The following is a 17,741-nucleotide window of genomic DNA, read 5'->3' on the forward strand; positions in this document are numbered from 1 at the left end:
TATGACCACCACGACCACGAGCACCCGGACCACCGTGCTCGACGCCAGCGGCGTCACCATGCGCTTCGGCGGACTCACCGCCGTACGCTCCGTCGACCTCCAGGTCAGCAGCGGCGAGATCGTCGGCCTCATCGGCCCCAACGGCGCCGGCAAGACCACCTTCTTCAACTGCCTCACCGGGCTCTACGTACCCACCGAGGGCAGAGTCAGCTACAAGGGCACCGTCCTGCCGCCCAAACCCCACCTGGTCACCCAGGCGGGCATCGCGCGCACCTTCCAGAACATCAGGCTCTTCGCCAATATGACCGTCCTGGAGAACGTCCTCGTCGGACGCCACACCAGGACCAAAGAGGGCCTCTGGTCCGCACTCCTGCGCGGCCCCGGCTTCAAGAAGGCCGAAGCCGCCTCCCATGAGCGCGCCATGGAACTCCTCGAATTCATCGGCCTCCAGGACAAGGCCGACCACCTCGCCCGCAACCTCCCCTACGGCGAACAGCGCAAGCTCGAAATCGCGCGCGCCCTCGCCAGCGACCCCGGCCTGCTGCTCCTCGACGAGCCCACAGCCGGAATGAACCCGCAGGAAACCCGCGTCACCGAAGACCTCGTCTTCGCCATCCGCGACCAGGGCATCGCCGTACTCGTCATCGAGCACGACATGCGCTTCATCTTCAACCTCTGCGACCGCGTCGCCTGTCTCGTCCAGGGCGAGAAACTCGTCGAAGGCACCGCGGAAGTCGTCCAGGGCGACGAACGCGTCATCGCCGCCTATCTCGGCACCCCCTTCGACGGCGCGCCCGGCGCCGAGGAAGTCGCCGAAGTCGAGGCGGCCGAAGCGGACGCGCAGGGCGACACCAGCACCACCGGTTCGGAAGGGGACGCGAAGTGACCGCACTCCTGGAGGTCGAGGACCTCAAAGTCGCCTACGGCAAGATCGAGGCGGTCAAGGGCATCTCCTTCAGCGTCGAAGCCGGCCAGGTCGTCACCCTCATCGGCACCAACGGTGCGGGCAAGACCACCACCCTGCGCACCCTCTCCGGACTCCTCAAGCCCTCCGGCGGGCGCGTCACCTTCGACGGGAAGCCCCTCTCGGGAATCCCCGCGCACAAGATCGTCGCGCTGGGCCTCGCCCACTCCCCCGAAGGCCGGCATATCTTCCCCCGGCTCACCATCACGGAGAACCTCCAGCTCGGAGCGTTCCTCCGGACCGACAAAGCCGGTATCGAGAAGGACATCCAGCGCGCCTACGACCTCTTCCCCATCCTGGGCGAACGACGGAAGCAGGCCGCGGGCACCCTCTCCGGCGGCGAACAGCAAATGCTCGCCATGGGACGCGCGCTGATGTCCCAGCCCAAGCTGCTCATGCTCGACGAGCCCTCCATGGGCCTCTCCCCGATCATGATGCAGAAGATCATGGAGACCATCGTCGAGCTGCGCCAGCAGGGCACGACGATCCTGCTCGTCGAACAGAACGCCCAGGCGGCGCTCTCACTCGCCGACCAGGCCCATGTCATGGAAATCGGCAAGATCGTCCTCTCCGGCACCGGACAGGACCTGCTGCACGACGAGTCCGTACGCAAGGCGTATCTGGGCGAGGACTGACCCCGCGCGGGCACCGCGTGAAACACCTCAGGAGGCCCGCCCCGAGCGAAACGGGGTGGGCCTCCTGACGTACGTACGTACACACCGGCCGCGGGGCCGCCGACGGCCGGGGCCGGTCCGGCGGACCGGCCCCGGGGGCCTACTGGCCGCCCTTCGCCGCCTTCTTCTCCGCCGCGTCCTCGATGACCGCCTCCGCCACCTGCTGCATCGACATCCGACGGTCCATCGACGTCTTCTGGATCCACCGGAACGCCGCCGGCTCCGTCAGCCCGTACTGCGTCTGCAACACCGACTTCGCGCGGTCCACCAGCTTCCGCGTCTCCAGCCGCAGCGTCAGATCCGCGACCTCCCGCTCCAGCGTCTTCAGCTCCGTGAACCGCGACACCGCCATCTCGATGGCCGGCACCACATCACTCTTGCTGAACGGCTTCACGAGATACGCCATGGCCCCCGCGTCCCGCGCCCGCTCCACCAGATCCCGCTGCGAGAACGCGGTCAGCATCAGCACGGGCGCGATGGACTCCGCCGCGATCCTCTCGGCCGCGGAGATCCCGTCCAGGACGGGCATCTTCACATCCAGGATCACCAGATCCGGCCGATGCTCCCGCGCGAGCTCGACGGCCCGCTCACCGTCTCCGGCCTCGCCGACGACCGAATAGCCCTCTTCCTCAAGCATCTCCTTGAGATCGAGACGGATCAGTGCCTCGTCCTCGGCGATGACGACACGTGTCGTCAGCGGCGGAACATGCGACTTGTCGTCATCGTCGACGGGCTGGGGCGACTCGGGGGCGGTCACGGGGGCTCCTCGTTCCAGACAGGGTGCTGCTCCCCATGAGCCTACCGAGCTGCGGTAAAGTAGGCCCGAGCGGGGGACCCTAATCCCTTGCATTCTCAGGCCCCAGTACTCCAACTGGTTAGAGAGGCCGCTCTCAAACAGCGGACAGTGTGGGTTCGAATCCCACCTGGGGCACTTTCCTTCGATTCCAAAGGTCGCGCGGGAACGCGCCGCGACCGCGTGTTACTTCGGACTGTCGTCCTCGCCGATGTGGTGTACGCGCACCAGGTTCGTGGAGCCCGCGACACCCGGCGGGGAGCCCGCCGTGATGACGACGATGTCGCCCCTGTCGCAGCGGCCGATCTTCAGCAGATGGTCGTCCACCTGCGCGACCATCGCGTCCGTCGAGTCGACGTGCGGGCCGAGGAAGGCTTCCACACCCCAGGTGAGGTTCAGCTGGGCGCGGGTGGCCGGGTCCGGGGTGAAGGCGAGCAGGGGGATCGGGGAGCGGTAGCGGGAGAGGCGCTTGACCGTGTCGCCGGACTGGGTGAAGGCGACCAGGAACTTCGCGCCGAGGAAGTCGCCCATCTCCGCCGCCGCGCGGGCCACCGCGCCGCCCTGGGTGCGGGGCTTGCTGCTCTCGGTGATCGGGGGGAGGCCCTTGGCCAGGAGGTCTTCCTCGGCGGCCTCGACGATACGGCCCATGGTCTTGACCGTCTCGATGGGGTACTTGCCGACGCTGGTCTCGCCGGAGAGCATCACCGCGTCCGTGCCGTCGATCACCGCGTTGGCGACGTCGGAGGCCTCGGCTCGGGTGGGGCGGGAGTTGTCGATCATCGAGTCGAGCATCTGGGTGGCGACGATGACCGGCTTGGCGTTGCGCCTGGCGAGCTTGATGGCGCGCTTCTGGACGATCGGCACCTGCTCCAGGGGCATTTCGACGCCGAGGTCGCCTCGGGCGACCATGATTCCGTCGAACGCCGCGACGATGCCGTCGATGTTCTGGACGGCCTGCGGCTTCTCGATCTTGGCGATGACGGGGACCCGTCGGCGCTCCTCGTCCATGATGCGGTGGACGTCGTTGATGTCGTCCCCGCTGCGTACGAAGGAGAGCGCGATGACATCGGCGCCGACGCGCAGCGCCCAGCGCAGGTCCTCGATGTCCTTGTCGGAGAGCGCCGGGACGGAGACGGCCACGCCGGGGAGGTTGAGGCCCTTGTTGTCGGAGACCATGCCGCCCTCGATCACGAGGGTGTGGATGCGCGGTCCGTCGACGGAGGTGACTTCGAGGGTGACCCTGCCGTCGTCGACGAGGATGCGCTCCCCGGAGCTGACGTCGGCGGCGAGTCCCTCGTAGGTGGTGCCGCAGGTGTGGCGGTCGCCTTCGAGGGGTTCGACGGTGATGGTGAATTCATCGCCGCGTTCAAGGAGTACGGGGCCTTCGCGGAACCGGCCGAGGCGAATCTTCGGACCTTGAAGGTCGGCGAGGATTCCGACGCTCCGGCCGACCTCTTCCGCGGCTTCCCGTACGCGCTGGTAGCGCTCCTCGTGCTCGGCGTAGGTGCCGTGGCTGAGGTTGAGTCTGGCGACGTCCATTCCGGCTTCGACCAGTGCCTTGATCTGGTCGTACGAGTCGGTGGCGGGCCCCAGGGTACAGACGATCTTTGCTCGGCGCATATATCGAGAGTAGGGCTTACCGACCGGTAGGGATTTGGCGCCGCATGACGACTCAACAACCTTTACATGAAGGGTTATTGACAAGGCTTGAATGGGCGCGGTGGCGCTCCTATGAGCATTTCTTCGGCGTCAAATCGGGGGGCGTCATCGTGAAGCGCGCGTTCACCTGCGCGTAGACGGTCTGGCGCTGTGGTTCGAGGTCGAGCACGGGCGCCGCGTCGGCCGTTTCGGTGGCTCCGTAGCCGCTGCGGCTGCGGAGACCGCCGGGCGCGGGCGGCAGGCCGTACGCGGCGGTGTTCTCCGCGCCGAGGTCGGCCAGCTCGACCAGGGCGGCGAGCCGGGCGCCGAGGGCTTCGGCGTACTCCCGGGCGCGCTGGACGGCTTCCCGTACGGCCTCGCGCCGGGCGTCGCCGTGGGCCGGCGAGTCGGGGCGCAGGGCCCACCAGGGTCCGCTGACCTCGGTCAGTTCGAGGTCGGCGAGTCGGGTGGTGAGTTCACCCAGAGCAGTGAAGTCGGTCAGTTCGGCGGTGAGATGCACCCGGCCGTGGTACGCGCGGACGCGCTCGCCACGGCCGTGTTTGGTGAGTTCTGGGCTGATGGAGAACGCCCCGGTCTCCAGTTTCTCGACGGCGTCGCCGTAGGACTTGACGAGTGCGAGGACTTCTCCGTTGCGGCGGGTGAGGTCGTCGAGGGCGGTGCGCCGGTCGGTGCCGCGCGCGCTGACCGCGATGCCGATTCTGGCGATCTCCGGGTCGACCTCCAGCCGTGCTTCGCCGCGGACGGCGACCCTCGGCGTCTCGGGGGTGCCGTAGGGCGCGGCGGGGGATGGTGTGTCGGCGGTGGTCACGGGCGGCTCCCTCGTGGAACGGCTACGGCTACGGCATCGGCATCAGGTCCACTGTCGCACCCGGGTACGACAGTCGGGTGCGACAACCGGGTGCGACAACCGGCAGTCATCTGATCGCAACCCTGTGGGGGTGTTGCCGACGCCTCGTCTGAGCCACAATCTACGCGCGTTGTGCACGTATCGAGTTGTGCACGTATCGACGCGATGTCCCGAGTGAGAGAAGAGAAGGAAATGCCGCTGAACCGTAGGACGTTCCTGGGCAGCTCGGCTGCCGTCGGCGCGGGTGCCGCGCTGGTGGGCGGGGCGACGATACCGGCGGAGGCCACCGGCCATGCTCATGGTCCCGCCCATGGACGTCCGCAGAAGCGGTACTCGTTCACCGTGCTGGGAACCACCGATCTGCATGGCAATGTCTTCAACTGGGACTACTTCACCGACAAGGAGTTCGACGACGCCGCCCACAATGATGTCGGGCTGGCGAAGATCTCCACGCTGGTCGACCGGATCCGTAAGGAGAAGGGCCGCCACAACACGCTGCTGATCGACGCGGGTGACACCATCCAGGGCACTCAGCTGTCGTACTACTACGCCAAGGTCGACCCGATCACCGCGAAGCGCGGTCCGGTCCATCCGATGGCGCAGGCGATGAACGCGATCGGCTATGACGCGGCGGCGCTCGGCAACCACGAGTTCAATTACGGAATTCCGGTGCTGCGGAAGTTCGAGGAGCAGTGCCATTTCCCGCTGCTCGGTGCCAACGCGCTGGACGCGAAGACCCTGAAGCCGGCTTTCGCGCCGTATGTGATCAAGAAGCTGCGGACGCCGCACGGCCGTGATGTGCGGGTGGCCATCCTCGGGCTGACGAACCCCGGCATCGCGATCTGGGACAAGGCGAACGTCCAGGGCAAGATGACGTTCCCGGGTCTGGAGGAGCAGGCCGCGAAGTGGGTGCCGAAGCTGCGTTCGATGGGCGCGGACGTGGTCATCGTCTCCGCGCACTCCGGTACGAGCGGAACGTCCTCGTGGGGCGATCAGGTGCCGTATGTGGAGAACGCCGCGACGCTGGTGGCGGAGCAGGTGCCGGGGATCGACGCGATTCTCGTCGGGCACGCGCACGCCGAGATCCCGGAGCGCCGGGTGGTCAACAAGAAGACGGGCAAGGACGTCGTCCTGTCCGAGCCGCTCAAGTGGGGCCAGCGGCTGACGCTCTTCGATTTCGATCTGGTGTGGGAGCGGGGCTCCTGGACGGTCGAGAAGGTCGGCTCGCAGGTCCTGAACTCCAACACGGTCCCCGAGGACAAGAAGATCACCGGGCTGCTCTCCGATGAGCACCGCAAGGTCGTGGCGTATGTCAATCAGGTGATCGGTACGTCCACGGCCCCCATGTCCACGGTCGACGCGCCGTGGAAGGACGAGCCGATCATCGATCTGATCAATCATGTGCAGACGGAGACGGTGAAGGCGGCGCTGGCGGGCGGCGAGTGGGCGGCGCTGCCCGTGCTGTCGCAGGCGTCGTGTTTCTCGCGTACGGCGGCGATCCCGGCCGGCAATGTGACGATCAAGGACGCGGCGGGGCTGTACCCGTTCGAGAACACGATGGAGGCGCGGCTGCTGACCGGCGCGCAGATCAAGGCGTATCTGGAGTTCTCCGCGCGGTACTACGTGCAGACGGCGGCGGGTGCGCCGGTGGACACGTCGAAGCTGACGAACGCCGACAACACGCCGGACTACAACTACGACGTGGTGTCCGGGCTGACGTACGACATCGACATCGCGAAGCCGGCCGGGTCGCGGATCGTGAACCTCAGGTTCGAGGGCAAGGATCTGGACCCGGCGGCGAAGTTCGTACTGGCTGTCAACAACTACCGGGCGAACGGCGGCGGTAACTTCCCGCATGTGGCCGCCGCGCAGCAGCTGTGGGCCAATTCGGACGAGATCCGCAACACGATCATCGGGTGGGTGCAGTCGGCGGGCACGGTCGACCCGGCGACGTTCGCCTCGGTGGACTGGAAGCTGACGCGGGACGGCACGCCGGTCTTCTGACCGGTCGCGTCACCTTTCCCCGCGTACGTCTTCTCTCCGCGTACGTCTTCTCCTCGCGTACGTCTTCTCCCCGCGTACGCCGGCCTCGGTCAACGTACTTCGGTGAGCGGGACCAGACCCCTCGGTGCGGGCACCGTGCGGGTCCGGTCCCGTCCGTCGAGTCCGAAGCTGGTGAACGCGGTACGCCGGGGCAGGGGGTAGGACTCCTTCCCGGTGAGGTGGTTGAGGATCGTGGCGCTGCGCCAGGCCGCGAGCCCGAGGTCGGGCGCGCCGACGCCATGGGTGTGCCGTTCGCCGTTCTGGACGTAGACGGAGCCGCTGACTCCGGGGTCCAGGATCATCCGGTGGTGCTGGTCGATCCGGGGGCGTCCTGAGCTGTCCCGGCGCATGTACGGGTCGATTCCGGCGAGGATCCGGTCGAGGGGGCGCTCCCGGTAGCCGGTGGCGAGGACGACGGCGTCGGTGGTGAGCCGGGACCTGGACGCCTGCTGGGCGTGTTCCAGATGGAGTTCGACCTTCGTCGTGGCGACGCGTCCCGCGGTACGGACGGAGACGCCCGGCGTGAGGACGGCGTCGGGCCAGCCGCCGCCCAGGGTGCGCCGGTACAGCTCGTCGTGGATGGCGGCGATGGTGTCGGCGTCGATGCCCTTGTGGAGCTGCCACTGCCGGGGGATCAGATCGTCGCGTACATGCTCGGGCAGGGCGTGGAAGTAGCGGGTGTAGTCGGGGGTGAACTGCTCCAGGCCGAGCTTGGAGTACTCCATGGGCGCGAAGGCCTCGGTGCGGGCCAGCCAGTGGATCCGCTCGGCTCCGGTGGGCCTGGCGCGCAGCAGGTCGAGGAAGATCTCGGCGCCGGACTGTCCTGATCCGATGACGGTGATGTGCCCGGCGGCGAGCAGCCGGTCGCGGTGGTCGAGGTAGTCGGCGGAGTGGATGACCGGCACGGCCGGCGCTTCGACGAGTGGTTTGAGCGGCTCGGGGATGTACGGCTCGGTGCCGATGCCGAGCGCGATGTGACGGGCGTGGGCGCGGCCGAGGGCTTCGACCTCGCCGTCCTGGTCAAGTTGGGTGAAGTCGATTTCGAACAGGTCGCGTTCGGGGTTCCAGCGGACCGCGTCGACCTGATGGCCGAAGTGGAGTCCGGGGAGCTGTTCACTGACCCAGCGGCAGTACGCGTCGTACTCGGCGCGCTGGATGTGGAAGCGCTCCGCGAAGTAGAAGGGGAAGAGCCGGTCGCGGGCCCGCAGATAGCTGAGGAAGGACCAGGGGCTGGCGGGGTTGGCGAGGGTGACCAGGTCGGCGAGGAAGGGGACCTGGAGGCTGGCGCCGTCGATGAGCAGGCCGGGATGCCAGCGGAAGAAGGGGTTCTGGTCGAAGAAGGTGGTGGCGAGTCCGCCGCGGATTCCGTCGGCGAGGGCGGCCAGGGAGAGATTGAACGGGCCGATGCCGACACCCACCAGGTCGCAGGGCTGGTTGAGGTCGGTTGGCTGGGCGATCATCGGCGGGTGCTGCCTTCCACGAGTCGGGCACCCGGGGGGTCCGGGGGTCGGAGTTGGTGCCTACGGAGCACAACGAGCTCACCCGCGTGGAGTATTGGCGCCCGGCGAACGACGCCGGAAGTCGGCTGAAAACGCTCGTGGATCCGGCGTGCGCGACGCGTGTGAGCGTGTAGGCGTACGCCGGATCACGAGCGGCCCCGGACGAGTAGGTCCTGGTCCGGGGCCGGCGGTCGGGTGGTCAGGAGCCGGTACGGACCCGCAGCGCCCGGTGCAGGTCGTCGAGCTGGTCGACGAGCTTGCGGCGCAGCGCCGGGATCATCTCCGCGGTGTCCAGGCACGTCCGGCCGAGCCGCAGCGACTCCTCGTCGACCGCGTACATCGGGAAGGCGTAGCGGCCCGCCGCGTCGGCGATGGCCGGTCCGCGCCGATCGGCGAGCGCCACGGCGTCGGCGTAGTAGCGCGGCACGTACTCCCGTACCAGCGTGGCCTGTTCGGGCTGCCAGAAGCCCTGGGCGGTGGCGGTGAAGAGGTAGTTGGAGAGGTCGTCGGTCTCGAAGAGCCGCGCCCACGCGCGGGCCTTGGCCCCGGGGTCGGGCAGGGCGGCGTGGCAGCGGGCGGCGCCTTCCTGGCCGGTGGCGCTGGGGTCGCGTTCGAGTTCGGCGTCGATGGCCGTGGGGCCGACGGCGCCGAGGACGGCGAGCCGGTTGAGAACACGCCAGCGCAGTTCGGGGTCGAGCTCGGGGCCGCCGGGAACACTGCCGGATTCCAGCCATTCCTGGAGGGTGTCGGGCTGGGTGGCTGCGTCGATGAAGTGGCGTACGGCGGTGAGGCGCAGCCCGGGGTTCTCGCCGTCCTCGGTGCGGCGGATCAGGTCCCGGGAGATCGCGGTGAGGGTGGCGAGGGCGACCGGGCGGTCCGTGTCGGACAGATAGCGGTCGGTGATCTGGACGGCGGCGAAGTCCAGGACGCCCTGGACGACGGCGAGGTCCGTCTCCCGTGGCAGCTGGACACGGGCGGCGTCCAGATAGGCGGTGGGGGCGAGGTCGCCGTCGCGGACCATGTCGCGGGCCGCGTTCCAGACGACGGCGCGGGTCAGCGGATCGGGGATGCCGGAGAGGGCGCGCAGGGCGGTGTCCCAGGACGCGGCGTCGAGCCGGACCTTGGCGTAGGTCAGGTCGCCGTCGTTGAGAACGACGAGGGCGGGGCGGCGGCCGGGCGCGGTGACGGGCGCGGTCAGCGGAAGGTCGAGTTCGAGCAGGTCGCGCCGGATCAGCCGGGCCGGTTCCGCGGGGTCGGCGTCGTACGCCCCGACGGTGACGCGGTGTGGGCGGCTGCCGTCGCGTACGACGTCGAGGGTCCAGCCGGTGCCGCTGCCGCCCTCGGTGCCGGTGTCGGAGATCCGCGGGGTGAGGGTGTCGACGCCGGTCGTGCGCAGCCACTGCCCGGCCCAGGCGTGTACGTCACGGTCGGTGGCGTCGGCGAGGGAGTCGATGAAGTCGGCGAGGGTGGCGTTGGCGAACTTGTGCCGGGCGAAGTGGGTGTTGATGCCGGCGAGGAAGTCCTTCTCGCCGAGCCAGGCGACGAGCTGACGCAGCGCGGAGGCGCCCTTGGCGTAGGAGATGCCGTCGAAGTTGAGCAGCGCGGAGGCGGTGTCGGGGACGGCGTCGGGGTCCGGGGCGACGGGGTGGGTGGAGGGCCGCTGGTCGGCGTCGTACCCCCAGGATTTGCGGCCGATGGCGAAGTCGACCCAGGTGTCCGTGCCCCACTTTCTGGGGGGATTCCCCCCAGACCCCCCGAGGGTGGCTTCGGTGAGGGTCTGGTAGCCCATGTACTCGGCGAAGGACTCGTTCAGCCAGATGTCGTCCCACCAGGCCAGGGTGACGAGGTCGCCGAACCACATGTGGGCCATCTCGTGGGCGATGACCATGGCGCGGGTCTGGCGTTCGGTGTCGGTGACGGCGGAGCGGTAGATGAACTCGTCGCGGAAGGTGACGAGTCCGGGGTTCTCCATCGCGCCGGCGTTGAACTCGGGGACGAAGGCCTGGTCGTACGAGTCGAAGGGGTACGGCTCGGTGAACTTCGCGTGGTACCGGTCGTAGCAGGCGCGGGTGATGTCGAGGATCTCGTCGGCGTCGGCGTCGAGGTAGGGCGCGAGGGAGCGCCGGCAGTGGATACCGAACGGCAGTCCGGCGTGTTCGGTGCGTACGGAGTGCCAGGGGCCCGCGGCGATCGCGACGAGATAGGTGGAGATGAGCGGGGTCGCGGCGACGGTCCAGTGGCGTCCCTCGGTCCGCGTGGCGACACCGTTGCCGAGGACGGTCCAGTCGTCGGGCGCGGTGACGGTCAGCTCGAAGACGGCTTTGAGATCGGGCTGGTCGAAGGCGGCGAAGACGCGCTGGACGTCGTCCATGAACAGCTGGGTGTAGACATAGGTCTCACCGTCGGCGGGGTCGGTGAAGCGGTGCATGCCCTCGCCGGTACGGGAGTACCGCATCGCGGCGTCGACGCGCAGCTCGTGCTCCCCGGGGGTGAGCCCGGTGAGCGGGAGCCGGTTCTCGACGAGCGCGGCCGGGTCGAGGGGCCGGCCGTCGAGGGTGACGGAGCGCAGGGTGTCGGGCTTGAGTTCGACGAAGGTGTCTCCGGCGGCCAGGGCGGTGAATGTGATGACCGTGCGGGAGTCGAAGGTGTCCTCGCCGGTGGTCAGATCGAGTGCGATCGTGTACCGGTGGACATCGAGGAACTGGGCTCGGGTCTGCGCTTCGTCGCGCGTCAGTACGGACATGGGGGCCATGCTGCCTGATCCGCCGCGAGCGGCGCATCAGGGTTCATTGCGCTCTGAGCGCACGTGCGGCGGGGCCTCAGCCGGTGCTGTCCCGTGTCTCGCCCGCGATCGTCTCGTGGTGTCTGATCACCTCGGCGATGATGAAGTTGAGGAGCTTCTCGGCGAAGGCCGGGTCCAGTCTGGCGCTCTCGGCGAGTTCCCGGAGCCGGGTGATCTGGCGGGATTCGCGGGCCGGGTCGGCGGGCGGGAGCTGGTGTCGGGCTTTGAGTACGCCGACCTGCTGGGTGCATTTGAAGCGCTCGGCGAGCATATGGACGACGGTCGCGTCGATGTTGTCGATGGACTCGCGGAGGCGGTTCAGTTCGGCCCACACCGCCTCGTCAACGCCGTGCCGGTCGGTTCCGGGGTCACTCGTGGTCATGGTCGAGCAGCGTAGATGAGCGCGGCGCGATGGTCGGCGGATGATCAGGATGCGGGATCTCGTTGCTCCAGCCGCCGGGGACGGCGCGCGCCTGCTGGTCGCGGAAGCGGATGGGCGGGATACCGACGCGACGGGTGAACAGCCGCGAGAAGTACGCCGGGTCGTCGTACCCGACGCGCCGGGCGACCGCCGCCACGGGCAGCTCCGTCGCGGCGAGCAGCTCCTTGGCACGGCCGAGGCGGATGCCCAGCAGATAGTCCTTGGGGCTGCACCCGGCGGCCCTGCGTACGGCCGTGCGCAGTTCGGCGGGGGTCATACCGTGCCGGGCGGCGTGTTCGGCGACCGAGAGCGTCCGGCAGGCGTCGCGGGCCAGCGTCCGGAGGACCGGGTCGCCCTCGGCGTCGGTGTCGGCCCGCGCCCGCCGCAGCGCGACGAGCAGTTCGTGGACGGCGGCGCCGGTCTCGACTTCGTGCAGCGGGTTGCCCCGGCGCGCGGCGCGGGCGATTCGCGCGATGGCCGCCCGTGCGCCCGTCGCGTCGGAGAGCGGTACGACGGGCCGGTCCGGCTCTATGTAGCCGAGTTCCGTGTAGGTGGCGGTGGCGGGTCCGGTGAAGTCGACGAAGCTCTCGTCCCAGCCGTGCTCCTCGTCGGGTCCGTAGTGATGGGTGGTGCCGGGTGTCAGCCAGAGCAGCGCGGGCGCGCTGACGGGGGTGCGCGGCCCGTCGGCCGCGCGGAACCAGCCGCTGCCCGCGCTGATCACGACGGCCACATGGTGATCGAGGGTGCGCGGCCCGACCGTCGGCAGAAGGCCGTGCTGGAGCCCGACGCCGAGGCAGACCAGCCCGAGCCGGTGGTGGACCGGGCTGGGGGTGAAGTACCGCATCCAGGTGTGATACATCCGCTCCCACCTCATCTGTTCCTCGGCATCTGTTCCTCCGCCACCGCCGGTCGCGCGGTTGCGTCAGCTTCGTCCAAACAGAGGCGATCTTTGTCCATGGACCGTGCCACCGCCAGAGGGAGAGGGTGAGCCACGGGACATGAGCCACGGGACATGAGAGCCGCGGGGGCATGAGCCACGGAACGGAAGAGCGGGGACGGTGACTGAGTCGGTGGCTGAGTTCAAGGTGGGGGACGAGGACTTTCTGCTGGACGGACGGCCGGTGCGGCTGCTCTCCGGGGCGCTGCACTACTTCCGGGTCCATGAGGAGCTGTGGGGCCACCGGCTCGGGATGCTGCGCGCCATGGGCCTCAACTGTGTCGAGACCTATGTCCCGTGGAATCTGCACGAGCCCGAGCCCGGCCGCTACCACGATGTGACCGCGCTCGGCCGGTTCCTGGACGCGGCGCGCGAGGCGGGGCTGTGGGCGATCGTGCGGCCGGGCCCGTACATCTGCGCCGAGTGGGAGAACGGCGGGCTGCCGCACTGGCTGACCGGCCCGCTGGGCGCCCGGGTACGGACCGGGGACACCGGATATCTGACCCATGTGGAGCGGTGGTACCGCGAGCTGCTTCCCCAGGTCGCCGAGCGCGAGATCGGCCGGGGCGGTCCGGTGATCATGGTGCAGGTCGAGAACGAGTACGGGAGTTACGGCTCCGACCGGGACTATCTGGCCCGGCTGACCGAGCTGACCCGGGCCTGCGGGATCTCCGTACCGCTGGTGACCTCCGACGGCCCCGAGGACCATATGATCACCGGCGGTTCGGTCCCCGGGCTGCTGGCGACGGTCAACTTCGGCTCGGGCGCCCGAGCCGCCTTCGAGACGCTGCGCGGGCACCGCCCCGACGGGCCGCTGATGTGCATGGAGTTCTGGTGCGGCTGGTTCGACCACTGGGGCGCCGGGCATGTCGTACGGGATCCGTCGGAGGCGGCCGGGGCGCTGCGCGAGATCCTGGAGTCCGGCGCGTCGGTCAATGTGTATATGGCGCACGGCGGTACGAACGTCGCGGGCTGGGCGGGCGCCAACCGGGCCGGTGAGCTGCACGACGGCGCGCTGCGGGCCGACATCACCTCGTACGACTACGACGCGCCCATCGACGAGGCGGGCCGGCCGACGGAGAAGTTCTGGCGGTTCCGCGAGGTGCTGGCGGACTACCGGAGCGGCCCGCTGCCCGAACTGCCGCGGCCACGCCCCGCCCTGGCCGATCCCGTACACGCCGGGTTCACCTCGTGGGCGCCGCTGGACGAGGTCATGGAGCGACTCGGCGGACCGGAGTCGGAGACGGCGCTGCCGCCCACCTTCGAGGAGCTGGGCGTGGACCGCGGTCTGGTGCGCTACCGGCTGGAGGTGACCGGTCGCCGGTCGCCCCGGGCGCTCACGCTCGCCGGGCTGCGCGATCTGGCCGTGGTGTACGTGGACGGGGTACGGGCGGAGGTCCTCGACGGGGAGAGCCCGACCCTAGCGAAGCCGGTGGCCGGGCCCGCGTCCGTCGAGATCTGGGTGGAGTCGCTCGGCCGGGTCAACTACGGGCCGCGCCTCGGCGAGTCCAAGGGCATAACGGGCGGGGTACTGCACGAGCGGCAGTACCTGCACGGCGTACGGTCCCGGGGGCTGCGTCTCGACGCGTTCGACGACGCGCGGGCGGTGGCGGAGCTCCCGTTCCGCGCGCCGGACGGCGAGGCGGGACGGGGGCCCGACTCGGGACGGGGGCTCTATCGCGCCGCCTTCGAGGTCGCGGGCGCGGGCGACGCCCGGCTCACGCTCCCCTCCTGGGCCCGGGGCTTCGTCTGGGTGAACGGCACATGCCTGGGCCGCTACTGGTCGCGGGGCCCGCAGGAGTCGCTGTATGTGCCAGGTCCGGTGCTGCGCGAGGGCGGCAACGAGGTGTGGGTGCTGGAGCTGGAGGCCGCGGGCGAGCCGTACGTACAGCTCGCCACGTACTAGCCACCCACGGGGGCCGGTCCCGGCGGGGCGCCCGGGACCGGCCCCCGTCACCGGCTCATGCCTCCCGCACCTCGAACGCGTCCAGCGTGAACTCCGCCGTCCCGTCGCCGCCCGTCCTGCGCAGCCCGACCCACGCCTCGCCCCGCTCCGGCGCGGTGAACTCGTAGCTCAGTACGGTCGGTTCGGTCGCGACGGGCAGCGCCGCCCGCGCCAGCTCCCGTTCCGCCGGCTCGTCCACGGCCGTGACCCAGGCGTACTGGCCCGCCTTCTCGTTCTCGTACCGGAACGAGACCCGGTAGCGCCGGCCCGGCGCGAAGCGGACGGTGTGCTGGACGGTCCGGTAGACCAGTCCCCCGTTCTCGCCGCGCGACTTGAGCGATTCGGTGCCGTCGATGACATCGTCGATCGCCTTGCCGTTCCAGCCGCGCTGAGTGAACGGCGCGTGCCGCTGCGCGATATGCGTACGGGGGTCGGTGGCGCCGCCCGCGTCCCCCTTCACGAAGACGCCCCACCCCTGCGGCACCCGCTGGAAGTCCTCGAAGGCGAGCGTGCCCGGCTTGACGGTCGGCCGGGCGCGGACGATCCGTACGTTGTCGAACCGCACCCGCGCCCCGCCCTCCGCCGCGCGCAGCGTGAGCCGGACCGGGCCGCCGCCCTCCGGGACGGTGAAGTACGTGAACATCCGCTGGAAGCGGCTGCCGTGCTTGCGGTCCGCGGCGACGTAGTTGCCCGCGGTGGAGCTGTCGGTCCAGTTGACGGCCGTGACGCCGTCGGCGGTACGGACCTCCAGGGCGGCTCTGCGCCGGAGCCCGGCCGTCTCACCGACCTCGACCTGTACGGACGCCGCGTACGCGCCGGGCGCGAGCCGCTCCAGACGCTGGCCGACCGCCGCCGCCGCGCCCGCGCCGATCACCAGTTCGTAGTCGCCGAGCGCGCTCCGTTCCACGGTGGCCGGGCCGCTGACGGTCCAGCCGTCCAGCGAGCCGGAGTGGAAACCCGGGTCGTGCAGCGGGGTGGCCTGGCCCCAGTCCGGGTCCGCCGGGTGCTGCCGGACCCGGCTCCGGTACAGCACGTACGGCTGTCCCGCCTCGGCGTCGAGCGTCACCCGGCCGTCCCGTACCGGTAGGTCACGCACATGGACCCGGCCCTGGTCGGTGAGCCGGTACAGGGCGACCTTCGACAGCCCCGCCCAGCCGCGCGGCAGCCGCCAATCGCCGCTGCCGCCCGCCGGGTTGTAGTGGTAGAGCCTGTCCGGGTCGGTGGCCCGGCGCGGCTCCCAGGGCAGCAGATAGCGTCCGCCCTCGTACACGACCCGTCCGTCGGTCGTGATGCGGCGGGTGCCGTCCGCGTCGGAGACGACGGTCCGTGTCGGTCCGGAGAGCCGGATCTCGTGGTCGCTCCAGCGCGCGATGGGATACGCCTGGAGGTATTTCGCGGGAAGGGAGTGCGTCCAGATCAGCCGGTAGAAGTCCGTCCAGTCGGTCTTGCCGACCCAGCCCTCGAAGTTGCCCGTGCGCGGGATGCCGAGCAGCGTCGGCCACTTGTCGGCGAAGACGTCCTTCTGGTGGTTGCGCAGGAAGCGGATCAGCTGGGAGTTGATCCCGCGCGAGGTGTCGCCGCCGTAGTCGGTCTCGGTCGCCCAGTGCGCCCAGAGCGACGAGCGCTCCAGGCCGTGGCCCCATTCGGTGGTGATCTGCCAGCCCTGCTCGCGCAGTGCGCGCTGGAGCCGGTCGGAGTTCCAGCCGGACTCCCGGAAGACATCGATATAGAGGGTGTTCAGCGCGGGATCGGTCTGGTCGCGCAGATCCTGGAAGCGCTTGACGATGTCACCGGAGACCAGATCGCGGCGGGCGTCGATGCGGTAGCTCTGGTCGAGCCAGTCCCACTGTTCGTCGTTCTTGTCCACGAGCGTCTCGGAGAAGGCGTGGGCGACGGGGTAGGACTCGGTGGCGTTGACATGCACCCCGAAGTCGCTCTGCCACTTCTTTCCCTCCCTGACCAGGGTGTTGAGATCGTCGAGGCCGCCGGCGCGGTGGTTGTAGTTGCCCGCGTAGTCGGGGTGCGCCGAGTCGTGTCCCTCCGACTGATAGCCCTTGAGCAGGGTGTACTGCCGCAGCCCGTCCGTGGCCAGCGAGATCCGCTTGACCTGGTCGAGGGTGGCCAGGAACGGATTGGTGGCCTGGCTGGCGAAGTTGAACGGGATGTGCGGGACGACCCGCAGATGCTGCCGGTCGGCGCCGAGCGGGCTGACCATGATGTCGCGGAAGGCGGTGGCCACGTCCTGCCAGTCGACCACGCGGTCGGCGCGCCCGTCACCGTCTTCGGCGTCGTCACGTGTACGGGTGACGATCACGGTGGCGTAGGGCAGCGGTTCGGTGGCCTCCACGGGTGAGGTCGCCGCGCGGTGGGTCCACTGCCCGCACCGCAGCCGCCCTTCCGTCACACCGTCGTCGGCGCGTACGACGCGATGCCAGAGCCGGCCGTTGTCCCAGGTGGCGCCCGGGGTGTCGGCGGGCCGGTCGTAGACGGTGTTGGTCTCGACCGCGCCGCCGAGCCGGTCGTGCACCACCACGGCGTAGGCGCAGCCCGCCGACGCGCGTTCCGGGGTGTCCGCGGTGATCGCGGTCAGGGTGTCGCCGCTCTTGGCCTTGTCCAGCTCGACGCGCGCGGTGAGCAGTACGGCGCCGGGCTGGTCGGCGCGTACGGACAGCAGCGCCAGTCCTGGCAGTTCCAGGGTCCCCACGCGCAGGGCGGGTGTGTCGGCGATCCGGGTGACCCGCCAGTCGACGCGCCATCCGGAGACCGCGATCTCGATGTCGATCTCGGTGCCGCCGTCGAAGGCGAGGGTATACGCGATCCGGCCGCTCCCGCTCCGCGCCTTCCGGGTGCGCACCATCGGGGTGCGGTCCGTGCCGTCGATCCGTACGGAGGTGACCGGGTCGCGCTGCCCGTGGAGCTGGGCGCCGGTCTCCCGGTCGGTGTACGAGACGACGCGCGGGAAGCCGCTGTCGACCCGTACGTCCAGCTCCCGGGAGCGCAGTACGGTCCCGGTCCCCGGTACCGCGCCGGACGACGGGCCGGCGGCGAGCCCGGGGGACGCGCCGAGGGCGACGCCGGCGCCCGCGAGTGTGGTGGCGGCGACGACGGTTCTGCGGCGGGGGCCGCGCTCTGCTGCGTTGACGTGCACGCTCGCTCCTCTTCGTTCACGGATTCGAC

The 17,741-nt window shown here is 69.8% G+C and carries 12 protein-coding genes and 1 tRNA gene; 5 read left to right on the forward strand and 8 right to left on the reverse strand.

Features of this window, described 5'->3' with window-relative positions:
• Nucleotide 1: 1 nt before the first annotated feature.
• The gene (locus AB0M67_RS03585) at nucleotides 2–886 is read left to right on the forward strand and encodes an ABC transporter ATP-binding protein (RefSeq protein WP_365742847.1); all 885 of its coding nucleotides are present in this window, start codon (nucleotides 2–4) and stop codon (nucleotides 884–886) included.
• Complete coding sequence (locus AB0M67_RS03590) at nucleotides 883–1,599, forward strand: ABC transporter ATP-binding protein (protein ID WP_365742184.1); 717 nt, start codon at nucleotides 883–885, stop codon at nucleotides 1,597–1,599. Before AB0M67_RS03585 ends, AB0M67_RS03590 begins: the two co-directional genes overlap by 4 nt.
• Before the next feature lie 139 nt (nucleotides 1,600–1,738).
• Here the strand turns inward: AB0M67_RS03590 and AB0M67_RS03595 are convergent, their stop codons facing one another.
• A complete protein-coding gene (locus AB0M67_RS03595) occupies nucleotides 1,739–2,395 on the reverse strand; it encodes a response regulator (RefSeq protein ID WP_365742186.1) in 657 nt (218 codons plus the stop codon).
• 99 nt (nucleotides 2,396–2,494) lie between these two features.
• Here AB0M67_RS03595 and AB0M67_RS03600 point away from each other — a divergent pair.
• A tRNA-Leu gene (locus AB0M67_RS03600) sits at nucleotides 2,495–2,569 on the forward strand.
• A gap of 48 nt (nucleotides 2,570–2,617) precedes the next feature.
• On the opposite strand, the gene pyk is transcribed toward AB0M67_RS03600, so the two are convergent.
• Nucleotides 2,618–4,051 carry a pyruvate kinase gene (gene pyk / locus AB0M67_RS03605; protein WP_365742188.1) on the reverse strand — a complete coding sequence of 478 codons (1,434 nt, stop codon included), beginning with the start codon at nucleotides 4,049–4,051 and terminating at the stop codon, nucleotides 2,618–2,620.
• 109 nt (nucleotides 4,052–4,160) lie between these two features.
• Nucleotides 4,161–4,898, reverse strand: coding sequence for an SIMPL domain-containing protein (locus AB0M67_RS03610; protein WP_365742190.1), 738 nt, complete (start codon nucleotides 4,896–4,898; stop codon nucleotides 4,161–4,163).
• Nucleotides 4,899–5,129: 231 nt separating this feature from the next.
• On the opposite strand from AB0M67_RS03610, the gene AB0M67_RS03615 reads away from it, so the two are divergent.
• A complete protein-coding gene (locus AB0M67_RS03615) occupies nucleotides 5,130–6,941 on the forward strand; it encodes a 5'-nucleotidase C-terminal domain-containing protein (protein WP_365742192.1) in 1,812 nt (603 codons plus the stop codon).
• A gap of 89 nt (nucleotides 6,942–7,030) precedes the next feature.
• Here AB0M67_RS03615 and AB0M67_RS03620 read toward each other — a convergent pair whose 3' ends face one another.
• From AB0M67_RS03620 to AB0M67_RS03635, 4 genes are all read right to left on the reverse strand, one after another.
• The gene (locus AB0M67_RS03620; protein WP_365742194.1) at nucleotides 7,031–8,440 is read right to left on the reverse strand and encodes a SidA/IucD/PvdA family monooxygenase; all 1,410 of its coding nucleotides are present in this window, start codon (nucleotides 8,438–8,440) and stop codon (nucleotides 7,031–7,033) included.
• Between the two features lie 238 nt (nucleotides 8,441–8,678).
• A complete protein-coding gene (gene pepN / locus AB0M67_RS03625) occupies nucleotides 8,679–11,222 on the reverse strand; it encodes an aminopeptidase N (RefSeq protein WP_365742195.1) in 2,544 nt (847 codons plus the stop codon).
• Between the two features lie 76 nt (nucleotides 11,223–11,298).
• Nucleotides 11,299–11,643, reverse strand: a complete 345-nt coding sequence (locus tag AB0M67_RS03630; RefSeq protein WP_365742197.1) for a chorismate mutase — start codon at nucleotides 11,641–11,643, stop codon at nucleotides 11,299–11,301.
• Nucleotides 11,630–12,541: an AraC family transcriptional regulator gene (locus AB0M67_RS03635; protein ID WP_365742199.1), complete on the reverse strand. Its 912-nt coding sequence runs from the start codon at nucleotides 12,539–12,541 to the stop codon at nucleotides 11,630–11,632. Before AB0M67_RS03635 ends, AB0M67_RS03630 begins: the two co-directional genes overlap by 14 nt.
• A 211-nt stretch (nucleotides 12,542–12,752) precedes the next feature.
• On the opposite strand from AB0M67_RS03635, the gene AB0M67_RS03640 reads away from it, so the two are divergent.
• A complete protein-coding gene (locus AB0M67_RS03640) occupies nucleotides 12,753–14,525 on the forward strand; it encodes a beta-galactosidase family protein (protein ID WP_365742201.1) in 1,773 nt (590 codons plus the stop codon).
• A gap of 55 nt (nucleotides 14,526–14,580) precedes the next feature.
• On the opposite strand, the gene AB0M67_RS03645 is transcribed toward AB0M67_RS03640, so the two are convergent.
• Nucleotides 14,581–17,712, reverse strand: a complete 3,132-nt coding sequence (locus AB0M67_RS03645; RefSeq protein WP_365742202.1) for an endo-alpha-N-acetylgalactosaminidase family protein — start codon at nucleotides 17,710–17,712, stop codon at nucleotides 14,581–14,583.
• Between the last annotated feature and the right edge of the window lie 29 nt (nucleotides 17,713–17,741).

Source organism: Streptomyces sp. NPDC051662 (genome assembly GCF_040681655.1).
Lineage (GTDB): Bacteria > Actinomycetota > Actinomycetes > Streptomycetales > Streptomycetaceae > Streptomyces.

Excerpts from the sequence above, each read along its gene's own strand:
- AB0M67_RS03635 (WP_365742199.1), bottom strand. The coding sequence starts at position 12,541 with ATGTATCACACCTGGATGCGGTACTTCACCCCCAGCCCGGTCCACCAC.
- AB0M67_RS03620 (WP_365742194.1), bottom strand. The coding sequence starts at position 8,440 with ATGATCGCCCAGCCAACCGACCTCAACCAGCCCTGCGACCTGGTGGGT.
- pepN (WP_365742195.1), bottom strand. The coding sequence starts at position 11,222 with ATGTCCGTACTGACGCGCGACGAAGCGCAGACCCGAGCCCAGTTCCTC.
- AB0M67_RS03630 (WP_365742197.1), bottom strand. The coding sequence starts at position 11,643 with ATGACCACGAGTGACCCCGGAACCGACCGGCACGGCGTTGACGAGGCG.
- AB0M67_RS03615 (WP_365742192.1), top strand. The coding sequence starts at position 5,130 with ATGCCGCTGAACCGTAGGACGTTCCTGGGCAGCTCGGCTGCCGTCGGC.
- AB0M67_RS03585 (WP_365742847.1), top strand. The coding sequence starts at position 2 with ATGACCACCACGACCACGAGCACCCGGACCACCGTGCTCGACGCCAGC.
- pyk (WP_365742188.1), bottom strand. The coding sequence starts at position 4,051 with ATGCGCCGAGCAAAGATCGTCTGTACCCTGGGGCCCGCCACCGACTCG.